Genomic DNA, 16858 nt, shown 5'->3' on the forward strand with positions numbered 1-16858 from the left:
GAAGGTGGTGTCCTTGTAGATCTTGAAGCTTTGCAGCGGGTCGGCGATGAAGAGCAGTTTCATGGTGTCGGGTCAAGAAAGGGAGGAGGCCAGGGGCCCAAGCAGCCAAGGCGGCTCACGCGCCGCTGGGCTGCGAACGCCTGTACTGTTGCACAAATAGCGCAATGCTGCCGGCCACCACGCCCCAGAAGGCCGAGCCCACCCCAACAATGACCACGCCGCTGAAGGTGACGAGGAAGGTGATGAGCGCCGCCTCGCGGTGAGACTCGTCCCGCAGCGCCGCCGCCAGACCGTTGCCGATAGTGCCCAGCAAGGCCAAACCCGCGATGGCCACGACCAGCTCTTTGGGAAAGGCGGTAAGCAGCCCCGTGATGACCGCACCAAACAGGCCGATCGCCACATAGATGGCGCCGCATGCCACTGCGGCCGTGTAGCGCCGGTTGCGATCGGCGTGCGCCTCGGGGCCCATGCACATTGCAGCGGTGATGGCACTGAAGTTGAGCGCAAACGCGCCAAAAGGCGCCAGCACCAGGGTGGCCAGACCCGTGAGCGTGATGAGCCGCGAAATGGGCAGGTCGTAGCCCGACGCTCGGATGACCGCCACACCGGGCAGGTTTTGCGAAGCCATGGTCACCACAAACAAAGGAATCGCCAGGCTGACGGCGGCAGCCACGCTGAACTGGGGCGCGGTGAAAACCGGCAGGGCCAACTCCAGCTGTACCGCCGACCAGGCCATCTGCCCTTGGGCGGCCACAAACACCACGGCCGCTGCGAGGGTGATGACCACCGCATACCGCGCAGCCAGACGGCGGCTCACCAGATAGACCATCAACATCAGCAGCACCAAAGGCAGCGCCGTCTGGGCTGCCGCAAACGCCTGCAGGCCGAAGCGGGTCAGCACGCCAGCCAGCAAGGCAGCGGCGATTTCCATGGGGATGCGGTTCATCACGCGTTCAAACCAGCCGGTGATACCCGCCAGGGTGATGAGCAAGGCGCTGAGCATGAAGGCGCCAATGGCCTCGCCCATGCTGAAGCCGCCCGCCAACCCGGCCGTGGCCAGCACGGCGGCGCCCGGTGTGGACCAGGCCACCATGACGGGCTGGCGCAGGATCAGCGAGGGCACCAGCGAACACAGCCCCATGCCCAGACCCAGCGCCCACATCCAGGACGTGATCTGCGCAGGCGTGGCGCCAAACGCCTGCGCGGCCTGGAACACGATGGCCACCGAACTGGTAAAGCCCACCAGCACCGCCACGAAGCCCGCCACTGCCGTGGAAAGGCTCAGGTCTTTGAAAAATTGCATGGGCGCGATTCTGTCACCGCGCGCACCGGGCAATGAGACAGACGGGCGGTTCGCCCCGATCACTACATTATTGATAGCATTCCAGGCAATTAGCACTAGCGCCACCAAGCAAAACCGCCTCAAACTGCCTCGCAGTACCTGCAGGGTGCCTGGAGAGTCCCGGCGGTCAGATCTCGATCTTGGAACCCAGCTCGACCACCGCGTTATTGGGCAGGTGCAGGAAGTCGGCCGCACCGCTGGCGTTGTGGTGCATCTGAGCGAACAGCTTTTCGCGCCAGGGCGCCATGCCGCTGCCGATGGTGGGGATGACGGTGTCGCGCGACAGGAAATAACTGGTGGTCATGGGCTCCAGCTCACAGCCTCGCCCGCGCAGCAGCTCCAGCGCGCGGGGCAGGTCGGGGTCGTTCTTGAAGCCATAGTGCACCACCACCTGCCAGCAGTCGTGCCCCAGCGACTCGACCTGCAGCCGCTTGTCCAGGCCAATCCAGGGTGTCTCATGGTTATGCACGGTGACAAACAGGTTCTGCTGGTGCAGCACCTTGTTGTGCTTGAGGTTGTGCAGCAAGGCATTGGGTACCGCGCCGGTTTCGGCCGTCAGGAAGACGGCCGTGCCATCCACCCTGGTGGGGGGGCTGATGAAGATCGATTCCAGAAAGTCCTTGAGGTCGATGGCATCGGCGCGCAGCTTGTCGTTGAGCAAGCGGCGTCCTTCCTTCCAGGTCATCATGAGCGAGAACACGATGCCGCCGATCATCAACGGGAACCAGCCGCCCTGGAACAGCTTGAGCAGGTTGGAGGCGAAGAACGCCAGGTCCACCACAAAGAAGCAGCCCGTGGCCGCAATGCACAGCGCCAGCGGATACCGCCAGCCGTAGCGGATGACGAAGAAGGTCAGCGTGGTGGTGATCAGCATGTCCAGCGTCACCGCGATGCCGTAGGCTGCGGCCAAATTGCTCGACGAGCGGAACATCACCACCGCCAGCACGATGGCCACGAACAGCCCCCAGTTGACCAGCGGCATGTAGATCTGGCCCGTATCGCGCACGCTGGTGTGCTGGATGTTCAGGCGCGGCAGGTAGCCCAGCTGGATGACCTGCTTGGTCACGCTGAACGCGCCGGTGATCAGCGCCTGCGAAGCAATCACGGTGGCCATGGTGGCCAGGATCACCAAAGGCACCAGCGCCCAATCGGGAGCCATCAGATAGAAGGGGTTCTTGACGGCCTCGGGCTCGGCCAGCAGCAGCGCGCCTTGGCCAAAATAATTGAGGGTGAGGGAGGGCATAGCCACACCAAACCAGGCCATGCGGATCGGGCGCTTGCCAAAGTGGCCCAGGTCGGCATACAAGGCCTCGGCGCCCGTCACGCACAGCACCACCGCGCCCAGAATGATGAAGCTGGTGCCCGGGTTGGCCCACATGAAGCCCAGCGCGTGGTGCGGGCTCAGCGCCCACAAGATCTCCGGGTGCCCCACGATGTGCGACACGCCCAGCAACGCGATGGTGACGAACCACACCAGCGTGATGGGGCCAAAAAACTTGCCAATGCCGCCTGTGCCGCGCTTTTGCACGGCAAACAGGCAAAACAGCACCACCAGCGTGATCGGAATCACGTAGTGCTTAAAGTGCTCGGACACCACCTCCAGCCCCTCCACCGCCGACAGCACCGAGATGGCCGGGGTGATGACGCCATCGCCATAGAACAGCGAGGTGCCAAAAATACCCACGCCCAGTAGCACGCTGCGCAACTGGGGCTTGTCTTTGACGGCCTGGGAGGCCAGGGCCAGCATGGCAATGAGGCCGCCCTCGCCGTGGTTGTCGGCGCGCAGCACCAGCACCACGTACTTCAGGGAGACGATGACCGTGAGGGTCCAGAAAAAGATGGAGAGGATGCCGTAGACGTTCGTGGGCGTGAAAGGCACATGGCCGGACCCGAACACCTCCTTGACGGCATACAGCACACTGGTGCCGATATCGCCATACACAACACCGATGGCGCCCAGCGTGAGCGCTGCGAGCGATGACTTGGAGCTTTGCACTGACCACCCCCGGGCGCTCGGCCAGACGGGGTTCCGTTACTTTTGGGAACGCTATTGTGCGCCTGAGCCAGATCAAGCGATTGGAGGCGAAACCCCATGTTGCAACGCAGCAACTCGCCCTTGGCAACCGGGCGCGGGCATGGCATGCGGGGCCGCCGCTCTCCCCCGCGCCCGCTGTACAGCCTCCGCCCAGGCGGCAAAGGCGCTAAAACCCGATGCCTACGGGCCCGCAAAGGGCCCCAAAGACCCTGGCTTTTAGTCGTACACCTCGGCGTCCGGGTTGGTGGCCTCCAGCTCATAGCTGGCCGCCAGCATCGCCAGCCGGGCCACCACGCCATACATATAGAAGCGGTTGGGTGCGCTCACGCCCGGGCGCACGCCAGGCTGGGGCATGTGGGTGCTGTGCTCAAAGGCCAGGGGCACAAAGCTCGCGCCGGGGGCGTTCAGGTTTTCGTCCACACCGCGCTCGGCGTGCATGCGGTAGAAGCCGCCCACCACGTAGCGGTCCATCATGTAGACCACGGGCTCGGCCACGGCGTCATTCACGCGCTCCTGCGTCAGCACGCCTTCCTGGATGATGACCTCGCTCACCGGCTGGCCGTCCTTGATCACGGCCATCTTGTTGCGCGTCTTGCGGTTGACGGCGTCCAGCTCCTTGGCGTCGCGCACGGTCATGATGCCCATGCCGTAGGTGCCGTTGTTGGCCTTGACGATCACGAAGGGCTTTTCGTTGATGCCGTATTCCTTGTACTTGCGGCGCACCTTGGTCAGCAGCGCATCCACACTGGTCTGCAGCTGGTCCATGCCCGTGCCTTCGGCAAAGTCCACCTCGCCGCATTGGCTGTACATGGGGTTGACCAGCCAGGGGTCGATGCCCAGCATCTTGCCAAAACGCTTGGCCACCTCTTCGTAGTTCTTGAAGTGGGTGCTCTTCTTGCGCACGCTCCAGCCGGCGTGCAGCGGGGGCAGCAGGTACTGCTCGTGGATGTCTTCCAGAATGCCGGGGGCGCCTGCGGTCAGGTCGTTGTTCAGCAGGATGGTGCAGGGATCAAAGTCCTTGAGTCCCAGCCGGCGCTTTGTGCGCACCACTGGCTCCAGGGTCACGGTGTCGCCATTGGGCAACTCGATCAGCGTGGACTTCTTGATCTCAGGGCTGATGGAGCCTACCCGGACGTTCAGGCCCGCCATGTTGAAGATGCGCTGCAGCTGCACCACGTTGGACAGGTAGAACGTGTTGCGCGTGTGGTTCTCCGGGATGATCAGCAGGTTGCGCGCTTCGGGGCAGATCTTCTCGATGGCGGCCATCGCAGCCTGCACAGCCAGCGGCAGCATCTCCTTGGTCAGGTTGTTCCAGCCGCCCGGGAAGAGGTTGGTGTCAACCGGCGCCAGCTTGAAGCCTGCATTGCGGATGTCTACCGACGTATAGAACGGCGGCGTGTGCTCCATCCACTCCAGCCGGAACCAGCGTTCGATGGCGGGCATCGAGTCGAGAATGCGCTGTTCGAGTTCGTTGATCGGCCCGGTGAGGGCCGTGATGAGATGCGGAACCATGGAAAGCCCTCGGGAAGCGATTGCAGTGAATTGTAGGATGTGGGGTCAGGCCGGGTTTTCGCAAGCCACCCCTGGGTGATGCCACGGCCCTGCCGCCTACCGGCGCCAGAACGCAGGGGTCAGCAAGGCCATGAAGCTCAGTATCTCCAGCCGCCCCAGCAGCATGGCCAGGGTGCACACCCAGATCTGGAAATCGGTGAGCACCGCGTAGTTGGACGCCGGCCCTACGCTGCCCAGCCCTGGTCCCGCGCAGTTGACGCTGGCCAGCACCACCGAGAACGCCGTCACCGGGTCCAGGTCCGTCAGCAGCATGACCATGCTCAGCCCAAAGACCGTGCCACCGTAAACCAGCATGAAGGCCAGCACCGAGAAGATCACCCGGTTGTCCACCACGGCATCGCCCAGCTGCACCGGCTGCACCGCGCGCGGGTGCACCAGGCGGTTCATCTCGCGGCGCGCCTGCTTGACGAGGATAAGCATGCGGACCATCTTGATGCCCCCGCCCGTCGAACCCGCACTGGTGGCCACGCCCGACAACAGCAGCATGAACACCGGCGCAAACACGGGCCAGGCCAGGTAGTCCACCGTGGCGTAGCCGGTAGTGGTGGCCATCGACACCAAGTTGAACATGCCATGGCGCAAGGCATCGAGTGGCGCATAGACGCCCTTGGCCCACAGCAGCAGCGCCACCAGCAGACCGCCGCCAATCAGCGTCACCAGCGTGGCCCGCAGCTCCGGGTCGCGCCAGAAGCCGCCCCACTGGCCCTTGCGAATGGCGACGAAGTACAGCGCAAAATTGCAGCTGGCCACCAACATGAAGAAGATGCAGATCGCCTCCAGCAGCGGCGACTGGAAGTAGCCAAAGCTCAGGTCGTGCGATGACAGCCCGCCCAGGCTCACGGTGGTGAACATGTGCATCAACGCATCGAGCGGCGCCATGCCCCCCGCCCAGTAGGCCAGGCCGCACAGTGTGGAAAACAGCGCATACACCCCCCACAGCCCCTTGGCCGTGCCGGTCATGCGGGGCGTGAGCTTGGTGTCTTTCAGCGGCCCCGCCGCCTCGGCCTTGAACAACTGGCTGCCGCCCACGCCCAGCAGCGGCAGCACGGCCACCGCCAGGATCAGGATGCCCATGCCGCCCATCCACTGCAAAAAGGTGCGCCACACATTCACCGACACCGGCAGCGCATCCAGGCCCGCCAGCACGGTGGAGCCCGTGGTCGTCAGGCCCGACACCGCTTCGAAGTAGGCATGCGTGAACGACAGCGGGTGCCCGGTGTGGTGCCCCGCCAGCATCAGCGGCAGCGCGGCCGACAGGGGCAACAGCGCCCACACCAGCGAGACAAGCATCACGCCGTGGCGCGGTTGCAGCTCCTGCCGAAAGAGCCGCAGCCGCCACCACAGCCACGCGCCGGCCAGCATCGTGGCTGCGATGGACAGCGGGTACACAAACCAGACGCCATCACGCGTCCACAGCGACACCGCCAGCGGCAGGCCCATGGACAGCGAGAAGATCATCAACAGAATGCCCAGCACACGCAGAACGGGAAACATGTCCGTCATGGAGGTCTCGCGCAGCTCGGTGCCGGGTCAGAAAAAAGTTGCGCTCACGCGGAAGAGCTTTTCCACGTCGCGCACCAGCCGCTTGTTGGGCAGGAAAAACACCACATGGTCGTTGCTCTCGATCACCGTGGCGCTGCGCGGAATGATGACCTCGGGCTCGCGCAGATCGGCAGCCGCTGCCCCCGCCGTTTCCGGCGCGTCGGGCAGACCGCGCACGATCAGGCCAATGTGCACATCGCGCGGCAGCTGCAGGTCACTGACCTTGCGGCCGACCACACGCGAACTCTTGCGGTCGCCGCGCGCCACGATCTCCAGCGCCTCGGCCACGCCCCGGCGCAGGCTGTGTACCGCCTGCACGTCGCCCTGGCGCACATAGGCCAGCAGCTCGCCCAGCATGGCCTGCGCGGGCGACAGCGCAATGTCGATCTGCGTGCCGTGCATCAGGTCGGCATAGCTGCGCCGGTTGATGAGGGCCAGCACGCGGCTCGCGCCCATGCGCTTGGCCAGCAGGCACGACATGATGTTGTCCTCGTCGTCGTCGGTGAGCGCGAGGAACAGGTCCACCTCCTCGATGCCTTCGTCACCCAGCAGGTCTTCGTCGGTGGTGTCGCCCTGCAGCACCAGCACCTCAGGCGGCAGGGCCGACGCCAGCTCCACGCAGCGGTCCGCGTGGTCCTCGATGATCTTGATGTGAAAACGCCCGCCCGCCTGGCTGAGCTGCCGCGCCAGCCGCAGACCCAGCCGGCCGCCGCCCGCAATCATGATGCGGCGCACAGGCTGGAGCTGCTGGGATGCCGGGCGGTGCAGGGCGGCCAGTACGTTGGCAATGTGCTCGTGCGCGGCCAGCACGAACACTTCGTCCCCCGGCTCGATGCGCGTGCTGCCGTCGCAGGCGATGAAACGGTCAGGCTCGTCCGGAAACCGCCGGTAGATGGCCACCATGCGCATCGCCAGCTCTGGCGCACTCTCGCGCAGCGCGCCGATGGAGTGGCCGACCATGGGAGCCCCTACACGCGCCCGCACCGACACCAGGCAAGCGCGCCCCCCGGCAAATTCGCGCACCTGCATGGCCTCGGGGTACTCGATGAGCTTGCCGATGTAGCGGGTCAGCGATTCTTCAGGGCAGATGATGCGGTCCACCGCAAACCCCTCGGGGCCGACCAGCCGTTCATGGGCCTCGAAGCCTGTGGTCCGCACCCGCGCAATGCGCTTGGGGATGTTGAACAACAGCTGCGCGATCTTGCAGCACACCAGGTTGGTCTCGTCCTGCGCGGCGCAGGCGATCAGCAGGTCGGTGTCCTCGGCCCCCGCCTCGGCCAGCACGGCGGGCTCGATGCCGTTGCCCACCACTCCGCGCAGGTCAAACCGCGATTCCAGGTCGCGCAGGCGTGCGGCATCGGTGTCGATGACGGTGATGTCGTTGCGCTCGGACACCAGGCTGTCTGCCACGCTCTGGCCCACGCGGCCGGCGCCGAGGATGATGATTTTCATATGAAATTGGCGGCAAGCGCTAGTCGAACATGCGCCATTAGCTATTATTTCAGGAGCACATCAGGCCCGCACCTCGCCCTCGCCCAGCACCACGTACTTGAGCGAAGTAAGGCCTTCAATGCCCACCGGGCCGCGCGCGTGGAACTTGTCGGTGCTGATGCCGATTTCGGCGCCCAGCCCGTACTCGAAGCCGTCGGCAAACCGCGTGCTCGCGTTCACCATCACGCTGGCCGAATCCACCTCGCGCAGGAACTGCTGGGCATGCATGTGATCGCGCGTCAGGATGGCGTCGGTGTGGTGGCTGCTGTAGCGGTTGATGTGCGCAATGGCTTCATCCACCCCCGCCACAATCTTCACGCTGATGATGGGGGCCAGGTATTCCTCGCTCCAGTCCTGCTCGGTCGCGGCTACCAATTTGGCACCCGCCACCGATTGCAAGATGGCCAGCGATTCAGGGCAGCCACGCATCTCCACGCCCTTGGCGGCATACACCGCGCCGATCTTTGGCAAAAACTCAGCCGCCACACCGCGCGCCACCAACAGGCCTTCGCTCGCGTTGCAAGGGCTGTACTTGTTGGTCTTGGCGTTGTCGGCCACCTTGACGGCCATGGCGATGTCGCAGGGATCGTCCACATAGGTGTGGCAGTTGCCGTCCAGGTGTTTGATCACGGGCACCTTGGCATCGCGGCTGATGCGCTCGATCAGGCCCTTGCCGCCGCGCGGGATGATCACGTCCACAAACTGCGGCATGGTGATGAGCTGGCCCACGGCCTCGCGGTCGGTGGTCTGCACCAGTTGCACCGCGTCCTGTGGCAGGCCCGCCTCGGCCAGCGCCTGCTGCACCAGCTTGGCCAGCGCCTTGTTCGAATCAATGGCCTCCGAGCCGCCGCGCAGGATGCAGGCATTGCCGCTCTTGATGCTGAGGCTGGCCGCCTCGATGGTGACGTTGGGACGGCTCTCGTAAATCATGCCGAACACCCCAATCGGCACGCGCATCTGCCCCACGCGGATGCCGCTGGGCTGCTGCTTCATGCCGAGGATCTCGCCAATGATGTCGGGCATGGCAGCCAGCTGTTCACAGCCCTCGGCACAAGTCTCCAGCACCTTGGGGGTGAGCTTGAGCCGGTCCACCATCGGGCCCGCCAGCCCATTGGCCACGGCGCGCTCCAGGTCTTTGGCATTGTCGATCTGGAGCTGGGCCACGTTCTCGCGCAGCAACCGGGCGAGCGCTTTGAGCGCTTTGTTTTTGATAGCTGCCGGCGCTTTGGCCATCAGCGCAGAGGCCGTTTTTGCCTGGAGACCGAGAGAGTGCGTGTATTCAGCGACGTTGAGGGCGTTCATCCGGCGATTTTGCCGCACTTGGTATCGGCCCGGTGGGCGCGGGCCCATGGCTGCTTTACCCTCGGGCCTGTCACCCACCATCGATCCGCCCGGCTACGCCATGACCGACACCGCACACACCCAGCTCACCACCTTCACCCAGGCCCTGCAAGCCTTTGAACGCGGCGACCACACCGCCGCCACCCTCAGCACCCTGGCCCGCCAGCAAACCACCCTGCTCGCCGCCCTGCCCCCGCGCTACAGCGAGGTGCTGCTGAACCTGCTGGACCGACTGGAATCGAGCGCGTTGTTCTCGGAAGAAAGCTGCTCGTTCAGCCAGAAGGATTTGGTAGCGAACCTGACGATGTGGGCAGAAAAAGCACAGGGCATATTGAACGCCCTCTGACACGCCCAAGGGCCGAGCGCAGCGATGGCCCGAGTGGCTGTTGGTTTCCCCTCCCCTCTGTAGGCGCCGAGGAGCGCAGCGGCCAGCGGATCAGGGCTCGCGATTGTCTGAGCGCAGCGAGTTCGAGCGAGACCCCGCTGGACGCGAGCACCGCAGGTTGCCCGAAGCGAAGCGCAGGGACGCAGACAGTGGGGTCGCCTTTCTTTTGGGTACTTTTCTTTGGCGAAGCAAAGAAAAGTACCTCGCCCGCCGGGGCGACAACCCGGCTCCCGCCGCGCGCACAGGCATGCCACCAAATCAGCGAGCAAGCCCCGACAACCACTACCAATTTAATAGCTGCCAGCGCTTATCTCACAAGCACTAGAAGCCAAAAATAATCAAACCTCCGCCCGCCCCAACCACTTCTCCCGCGCAATATAAGCCCGCACCCCCAGCCCCATGAACGGCTCGGGCGGCATCCGCGTCGGCCCACCCAAGGCCAAGGCATGCGCCAACAACGGATGGTCCTGCCCCAGCGCCAAATCCGCCGCCAACGCCCCCAGGGCCGTGAACTTCACCACCCCCGCCCCATTGCACCCCGCCACCCCATGCACCTGCGGGGCCAGCCGCCCCCAGCGCGGCGCGCCATTGCGGGTGATGGCAATCGAGCCTTCCCAGAAATGCTCCAGCGCCACATCGCCCAGCTGCGGAAAACGCGCGGCAAACACGGCCGCATGCTCACGCCGCACCCGCTCGCGCACCGCAGGGCTGACGCGGAAATGCGGCGCATATTCAAAGCCCTGGCGCACCAGAATGCGGTGGTCGTCCGTGTAGCGCAGCGTGGCCCCGGTCACAGCACTTGCAGGCGTCACGCCCCAGCCCTCGGGCGCGCCCAGGCGGCTGCGCTGCTTGGGCGTGAGCGGCGCCGTGAGCGAGCCAAAGGTGACCAGCGGAAACGTCTCTGCGCCCCAGGCACTGCCAGACAGGCCCAGCTGCTGCGCAAAGCCATTGGCCGCCAGCAGAAGCTGCGGCGCTCGGACGCTGCCGTCCGGGGTGTGCGCCACCACCTTACCGCCCGACAAATCCAGCCGCTGCACCGGCGTTTGCTCGTGCAGGGTGACATTGGCGGGCAGCGCATCGGCCAGGCCCCGGCACAGCGCGGCGGGGTTGAGGAGCACGGTGCCCGGCGTGTAGAGTCCGGCGGCAAAGTAGCGGGTGCCCAGGCGTGCGGCCAGAGCATTGCGGTCCAGCAATTCGTGCGGCGCACCCAGGGCGCGCAGCTCATCCACATGGTGCTGCAGCGTGCGCTCGGCGGCGGGCGATACGGCGCAGTGGTACTTGCCTGCGCGGCGCCACTGGCAGTCGATGCGGTACTGCGCCACCAGCCCCTCCAGGTCGTTCATGCCCGCTGTGAGCAAGGCCTGGTAGTGCGCGGCCTGGCGCAGTTCTTCGAGCGAGCTGCCAATGTTGTGGGGCACATCGATGGCAAAGCCCGAGTTGCGGCCCGAGGCGTTGTTGCCCACGGTGCCTGCGTCCACCACCACGATGTGGGCGTGCGGGCGCAGCTCGGCCAGGCGGCGTGCGGCGGCCAGGCCTGCAAAGCCCGCGCCCAGCACCAGCCAGTCGGCTGCCACATCACCCTGCAGCGCAGCGCGTGGTGTGCGCGGGGGCAGGATGGCGGACCAACCGTTGGTGGCGTCGTCGTGGGGCAGGCGCAAAGGCAGCGGGGCAGCGGCGGCCGCCATCACCGGGCCGCGCTGGTCAGGCGGCACAGTTGCAGCGCCAGCCGCTGCAGGGCCTGCCAGCCGTCCTGCGGCCAGTCGGGCTGCTTGAGGCCTTTGACAATGCCGTCCACCGTGTGGGCCGACTGCAGCAGGCGCGCCAGGGCGGCGTCGCTGGCCTTGGGCAGGATGCGTTCAAACAGCCTCTCCTTGGGGCCCCAGATGCGGTTCTCCCGCAGGGCCATGGGCAGGGGGCGGCCGGCGTTCATGGCGTCTTTCACGCGCTTCAAGGCGCGGATGTCTTCGGCCAGCGCCCAGTGCACCAGCACTTCGGCCTCGCCCTCGGCCTGCAGGCCATCGAGCATGCGCTGCACGCGGGCCGTCTGCCCGGCCAGCACCGATTCGGACAGCTTGAACACGTCGTAGCGCGCTACGTTGAGCACGGCGGCTTCGACCTGGGCTTGCGTTAGTTCACCCGCCGGGTGCAGCAGGGCCAGCTTTTGAATCTCCTGGTGCGCGGCCAGCAGGTTGCCTTCCACGCGGTCGGCAAAGAACTGCAGGGTGCGCTGGCCTTCTTCGCCCGCCACCACGCGCTGGCCCTGCGCGGCCAGGCGCTGGGCAATCCACTGCGGCAGCTGGCCGCGCTCGATGGGGTCGATCTGAATGGAGGTGCCGTTGCCCTCCAGTGCGGCAAACCAAGCGCCGGTCTTGGTGGCTTTATCGAGGCGCGGTAGCATGACCATGGTGAGGGTGCTGTCGTTGCCCCGGGCCGATTCAGCGATCTGCTGCAGCGCCACGCTGCCGTCCTTGCCGGGCTTGCCCGAGGGGATGCGGATCTCGACGATCTGCTTGTCGGCAAACAGGCTGAGCGAGCCACCAGCTGCCAGCACCGCACTCCAGTCAAAGTGGGCTCCTGCCACGGTGTAGCTGCTGCGCTCGGTATAGCCCTGGGCACGGGCTGTGGCGCGGATGGCGTCGGCCGCCTCCTGCTGCAGCAAAGGCTCGTCGCCATGCAGGACATACAGCGGCGACAGGCCCCGTTGAAGATGCTGAGAGAGTTGGGCCAGGGCGACTTGCATGCGGCAAAGTTTATCGCCTGGGCAGACCCGGCATTGTGCAAATTGCCAGCGGATGCCCTCACAGTGCACAAGGGAGGCCACGAACCGATCAGCTGCGGCGCTGTTCATTGGCGCCCAAAGCTCTGAGAATTCCCCGGGGCGCCCACGCCCCGACCACTCACAGCCACACCCCAGAAAGTCAGATTGCCATGCCTCCCACCACCCTGCGCAGCGCCCAGCCCACCAGCCTGATCGGCGCCCCTACCGACATCGGCGCGGGTGCGCGTGGCGCCTCCATGGGGCCCGAGGCCTTGCGTGTGGCAGGCCTGCAGGCAGCGCTGGAGTCGCACGGGCTGCAGGTGTTTGACCGGGGCAACCTCAGCGGCCCGGCCAACCCGTGGCAGCCACCGATGGACGGCTACCGCCACCTGCCCGAGGTGGTGGAGTGGAACCAGCGTGTGTTCGACGCGGTGTATGCCGAGCTGCAGCTGGGCCACCTGCCCATTCTGCTGGGGGGTGACCACTGCCTGGGCCTGGGCAGCATCAGCGCCGTGGCCCGCCACTGCGCAGAGGTGGGCAAGAAGCTGCGGGTGCTATGGCTGGACGCCCATGCCGACTTCAACACCAGTGCCCTGACGCCCAGCGGCAATGTGCATGGCATGCCCGTGGCCTGCCTGTGCGGGTTTGGCCCCGAGGCGCTGACCGGGCTGGCCCGCATGCCGGGTGGTGGCCCGGCACTGCACCCGTCGCAGATCCGGCAGATTGGCATCCGCAGTGTGGACGCAGGCGAAAAGCGCTTTGTGCACGAGCAGGGCCTGGAGGTGTTCGACATGCGCTACATCGACGAGGTGGGCATGCGCCAGACCATGCAGCAGGCGCTGGCCGGGCTGGACGCCCACACCCACCTGCATGTGAGCTTTGATGTGGATTTTCTGGACCCCGACATTGCCCCTGGCGTGGGCACCACGGTGCCCGGCGGCCCCACCTACCGCGAAGCACAGCTGTGCATGGAGATGATTGCCGACAGCGGGCGCCTGGCCTCGCTGGACATTGTGGAGCTCAACCCCGCGCTGGATGTGCGCAACCGCACTGCCGTGCTGGCGGTGGACCTGGTGGAGTCGCTGTTTGGCAAGAGCACGCTGATGCGCGTGCCCTCGCATGGCCAGGGGCCAACGCTGAGCGCCTGAGCGCCTGAGCGCCTGAGCGCACAGACGCTCAGAGCCGCTCCTAGCGCTTGGCTGCGGCCAGACGGCGCATGAGCTGCTGCACCAGATCGGTCCGCATGTCGCGGTAGAGCAGCGCCTCTTCGGCCTCCTTGGCCAGCGCAATCGTTTCGTTGTAGCTGATGTCGCGCTGCTGCAGCAGCTCGGTGTCCGGGATCAGCTCCACGCCCGTGGGCGTGCGCAGGCGGAACTTGATGCGCAGGCGCAGCTGCAGCTCGCGCACCTGGCCCGACGCGTTGAGGCCCACCACCACGCGCTCCTGCTGCTCCTGCAGCAGGTCGAAGATGGCCTCTGCCGTCGGCATGCTGGCCGGGTCGCGCAGCACCTTGAGCTGGCTGCCCGATCCGTCGAGCGTGCGCTGCAGCTCCCGCGCCAGCGGCGAACTGGCTGGGGCCACGATATAGAGCGAACCAAACCCGAACTCCGGCACGCCACGCAGCCGGAATCCGCAGGCCGACAACAGGGCCACCGGGGCCAGGCTGAGCAGGGTGCGTTTGTTCATGGGGTCAGACCACCACGTTCACCAGACGGCCCGGCACCACGATCACGCGCTTCGGCGCCGCACCGGCGGCCTGGGCCACAAAGGCCTCGCTGGCCAGCGCAATGCGCTCGATCTCGGCCTTGTCGGCCTGGGCGGGCACGTGGATGGAGCCACGCAGCTTGCCGTTGACCTGCAGCATGAGCTCGATCTCGTCCTGCACCAGGGCGCCAGCATCCACCTGCGGCCAGGGCGCATCGAGCAGGTCGCCCAGCGCACCGGCGTAGCCCAGGCCCGTCCACAGGCTGTGGGCGATGTGGGGCGTGGCGGGGTAGAGGCAGCGCAGCAGGATGCCAAAGCCTTCGATCAGCGCCACCTGGGCACCGGCCGAGTCCATGGCCTTGAAATCTTCGAGCGCGTTGATCATCTTCATCGCGCCGGAGACCACGGTGTTGTACTGCATGCGCTGGTAGTCGTAGTCCACCTGCTTGAGCACGTTGTGGATCTCCAGGCGCAGGGCCTTGGCCTCCTTGCCAAACTGCACGTCCTGCAGGCTGCTGGCACCGGCCACGCTGGCCATGGCGGCATCGCGGTCGATGGCGGCGAGCTTGAGGCCGAAGTTCCACACCCGGCGCAGGAAGCGGTAGCTGCCTTCCACCGCAGCGTCGTTCCACTCCAGCGTGGCTTCGGGCGGCGCGGTGAACATGGTGTACAGGCGGGCCGTGTCGGCGCCGTACTTCTCGATCAGGTCCTGCGGGTCCACGCCGTTGTTCTTGGACTTGGACATGGTGCCCACGCCCTCGTAGTCGATGGGCGTGCCCACGGGCAGCAGGCCGTCGCCGCTGGTGGCTTCGTTCTTCAGCTTGGCGCCGATGATCTTGCCGCCTTCGTCCAGCACGTGCTCCACATCGTGCGGCCAGAAGTAGTCCTTGCCGCCCTTGGCGGTGCGGCGGCTGTAGATGTGGTTGAGCACCATGCCCTGCGTGAGCAGCTTGGTAAAGGGCTCATCGACCTTGACCAGGCCCAGGTCGCGCATGACCTTGGTCCAGAAGCGGGCGTACAGCAAGTGCAGGATGGCGTGCTCAATACCGCCGATGTACTGGTCCATCGGCATCCAGTAGTCGGCACCGCCCGCCACCATCGCGTCGGCATTCTTGGGGTCGCAGTACCGCATGAAGTACCACGAGCTGTCCACGAAGGTGTCCATGGTGTCCGTCTCGCGGCGGGCAGGCTTGCCGCACACGGGGCAGGTCACGCCCGCGTGGAAGCCTTCGTGCTTGTGCAGCGGGTTGCCGGAGCCATCGGGGATGCAGTCTTGCGGCAGCACCACGGGCAGGTCTTTTTCGGGCACGGGCACGGCGCCGTGTTCATCGCAGTGGATGATGGGGATCGGAGTGCCCCAGTAGCGCTGGCGGCTCACGCCCCAGTCGCGCAGGCGCCAGGTGGTCTTCTTCTCGCCCAGGCCCTTTTGCTCCAGCGCGTGGGCCACGGCGTTCACGGCGTCCTTGTAGTTCAGACCGCTGAAGCTGTCGGAGTTGATGGTCACGCCGCGCTGCTTGTCGCCATACCAGTCCTGCCACTGGTGGTAGTTGAACGTCTCGCCGTCCACCAGCACCACCTGCTTGATCTCGATGCCGTACTTGAGGGCAAACGCAAAGTCGCGCTCGTCGTGCGCAGGCACGCCCATCACGGCACCGTCGCCATAGCCCATCAGCACATAGTTACCAACCCAGACCTGCACCTTTTCATCGGTCAGCGGATGGGTGACATACAGGCCCGTGGGCACGCCCTTCTTCTCTTGCGTGGCGAGCTCTGCCTCGGTGGTGCCGCCGGTCTTGCATTCTTCAATGAACGCTGCAAGCGCCGGGTTGCTCTTGGCGGCGTGGGTGGCCAGCGGGTGCTCGGGCGCCACGGCGCAGAAGGTCACGCCCATGATGGTGTCGGCGCGCGTGGTGAACACGTACATCTTGCCGTCGCCGATCAGCGCACCGTCTTCGCCAGCGATGTCGTGCTTGAACGCAAAGCGCACGCCTTCGCTCTTGCCGATCCAGTTCTCCTGCATCAGCTTGACGCGCTCGGGCCAGCCGGGCAGCTGGTCGCCGGTCACAAAGCCCAGCAGCTCTTCGGCGTAGTCGGTGATCTTGAGGTAGTAACCGGGGATCTCGCGCTTTTCGACCAGGGCACCGGTGCGCCAGCCCTTGCCGTCAATCACCTGCTCGTTGGCCAGCACGGTCTGGTCCACCGGGTCCCAGTTCACCACCTGGGTCTTGCGGTAGGCGATGCCCTTTTCCAGCATCTTCAGGAACAGCCACTGGTTCCACTTGTAGTACTCGGGGTCGCAGGTGGCCACCTCGCGGCTCCAGTCGATGGCCAGGCCCATGGCCTGCATCTGCTTTTTCATGTACGCGATGTTTTCGTACGTCCATTGGGCCGGGGGCACACCGTTCTTGAGCGCCGCGTTTTCGGCGGGCAGGCCGAAAGCGTCCCAGCCCATGGGCATCAACACGTTGTAGCCGTTCATGCGCAGATAGCGCGTGAGCATGTCGTTGATGGTGTAGTTGCGCACGTGGCCCATGTGCAGCTTGCCGCTGGGGTAGGGCAGCATGGAGCAGGCGTAAAACTTCTTCTTGCTCGTGTCTTCCGTCACGCGGTAGGCGTCGGTGGCGGTCCAGTGGTCGTGCGCCGCGCGTTCGACGTCTTGGGGAGAGTATTTGTCTTGCATGGGGGCTC

Annotated in this window: 13 protein-coding genes (1 of these 13 cut by a window edge); 2 read left to right on the plus strand and 11 right to left on the minus strand. The window is 65.7% G+C overall.

Going from position 1 to position 16858, the window contains the following annotated elements; all coding sequences use genetic code 11:
• The 7 genes from gshB to ACOYR4_RS21560 form a co-directional block, all read right to left on the minus strand.
• A protein-coding gene (gene gshB / locus ACOYR4_RS21530) for a glutathione synthase (protein ID WP_422847992.1) crosses the window boundary here: on the minus strand, positions 1-63 show its start. The gene continues 894 nt to the left of window position 1, outside the view; only the first 63 of its 957 coding nucleotides appear in the window; it begins with the start codon at positions 61-63; its stop codon lies off the left edge, out of view.
• Positions 64-115: 52 nt separating this feature from the next.
• Complete coding sequence (locus ACOYR4_RS21535) at positions 116-1303, minus strand: benzoate/H(+) symporter BenE family transporter (RefSeq protein ID WP_422847993.1); 1188 nt, start codon at positions 1301-1303, stop codon at positions 116-118.
• Positions 1304-1469: 166 nt separating this feature from the next.
• Positions 1470-3338, minus strand: a complete 1869-nt coding sequence (locus tag ACOYR4_RS21540) for a potassium transporter Kup (protein WP_291441942.1) — start codon at positions 3336-3338, stop codon at positions 1470-1472.
• Between the two features lie 255 nt (positions 3339-3593).
• Positions 3594-4889, minus strand: coding sequence for a glutamate--cysteine ligase (gshA, locus tag ACOYR4_RS21545; RefSeq protein WP_015016114.1), 1296 nt, complete (start codon positions 4887-4889; stop codon positions 3594-3596).
• Positions 4890-4985: 96 nt separating this feature from the next.
• Complete coding sequence (locus ACOYR4_RS21550; protein ID WP_422847994.1) at positions 4986-6452, minus strand: TrkH family potassium uptake protein; 1467 nt, start codon at positions 6450-6452, stop codon at positions 4986-4988.
• 27 nt (positions 6453-6479) lie between these two features.
• Positions 6480-7943, minus strand: coding sequence for a Trk system potassium transporter TrkA (gene trkA / locus ACOYR4_RS21555; protein ID WP_422847995.1), 1464 nt, complete (start codon positions 7941-7943; stop codon positions 6480-6482).
• Positions 7944-8003: 60 nt separating this feature from the next.
• Entirely contained in the window at positions 8004-9284 is a 1281-nt protein-coding gene (locus ACOYR4_RS21560) for a glutamate-5-semialdehyde dehydrogenase (protein ID WP_422847996.1), read from the minus strand.
• Between the two features lie 46 nt (positions 9285-9330).
• On the opposite strand from ACOYR4_RS21560, the gene ACOYR4_RS21565 reads away from it, so the two are divergent.
• Positions 9331-9669: a hypothetical protein gene (locus tag ACOYR4_RS21565; protein WP_422847997.1), complete on the plus strand. Its 339-nt coding sequence runs from the start codon at positions 9331-9333 to the stop codon at positions 9667-9669.
• 377 nt (positions 9670-10046) lie between these two features.
• On the opposite strand, the gene ACOYR4_RS21570 is transcribed toward ACOYR4_RS21565, so the two are convergent.
• Both ACOYR4_RS21570 and holA read right to left on the minus strand, forming a co-directional pair.
• Positions 10047-11420 (minus strand): NAD(P)/FAD-dependent oxidoreductase, encoded by a 1374-nt coding sequence (locus tag ACOYR4_RS21570; RefSeq protein WP_422847998.1) that lies wholly within the window; start codon positions 11418-11420, stop codon positions 10047-10049.
• Positions 11393-12448 carry a DNA polymerase III subunit delta gene (gene holA / locus ACOYR4_RS21575; protein WP_422847999.1) on the minus strand — a complete coding sequence of 352 codons (1056 nt, stop codon included), beginning with the start codon at positions 12446-12448 and terminating at the stop codon, positions 11393-11395. The genes ACOYR4_RS21570 and holA overlap by 28 nt, the downstream gene beginning before the upstream one ends.
• 188 nt (positions 12449-12636) lie before the next feature.
• Here holA and rocF point away from each other — a divergent pair, with 188 nt between their 5' ends.
• Positions 12637-13614: an arginase gene (rocF, locus tag ACOYR4_RS21580; protein WP_422848000.1), complete on the plus strand. Its 978-nt coding sequence runs from the start codon at positions 12637-12639 to the stop codon at positions 13612-13614.
• Positions 13615-13654: 40 nt separating this feature from the next.
• On the opposite strand, the gene lptE is transcribed toward rocF, so the two are convergent.
• Positions 13655-14152 (minus strand): LPS assembly lipoprotein LptE, encoded by a 498-nt coding sequence (gene lptE / locus ACOYR4_RS21585; protein ID WP_015016122.1) that lies wholly within the window; start codon positions 14150-14152, stop codon positions 13655-13657.
• Between the two features lie 4 nt (positions 14153-14156).
• A complete protein-coding gene (gene leuS / locus ACOYR4_RS21590) occupies positions 14157-16850 on the minus strand; it encodes a leucine--tRNA ligase (protein WP_422848001.1) in 2694 nt (897 codons plus the stop codon).
• Positions 16851-16858: the final 8 nt, after the last annotated feature.

This window comes from Acidovorax sp. M14 (assembly GCF_049331375.1).
In the GTDB taxonomy this organism is placed as follows: domain Bacteria; phylum Pseudomonadota; class Gammaproteobacteria; order Burkholderiales; family Burkholderiaceae_C; genus Acidovorax.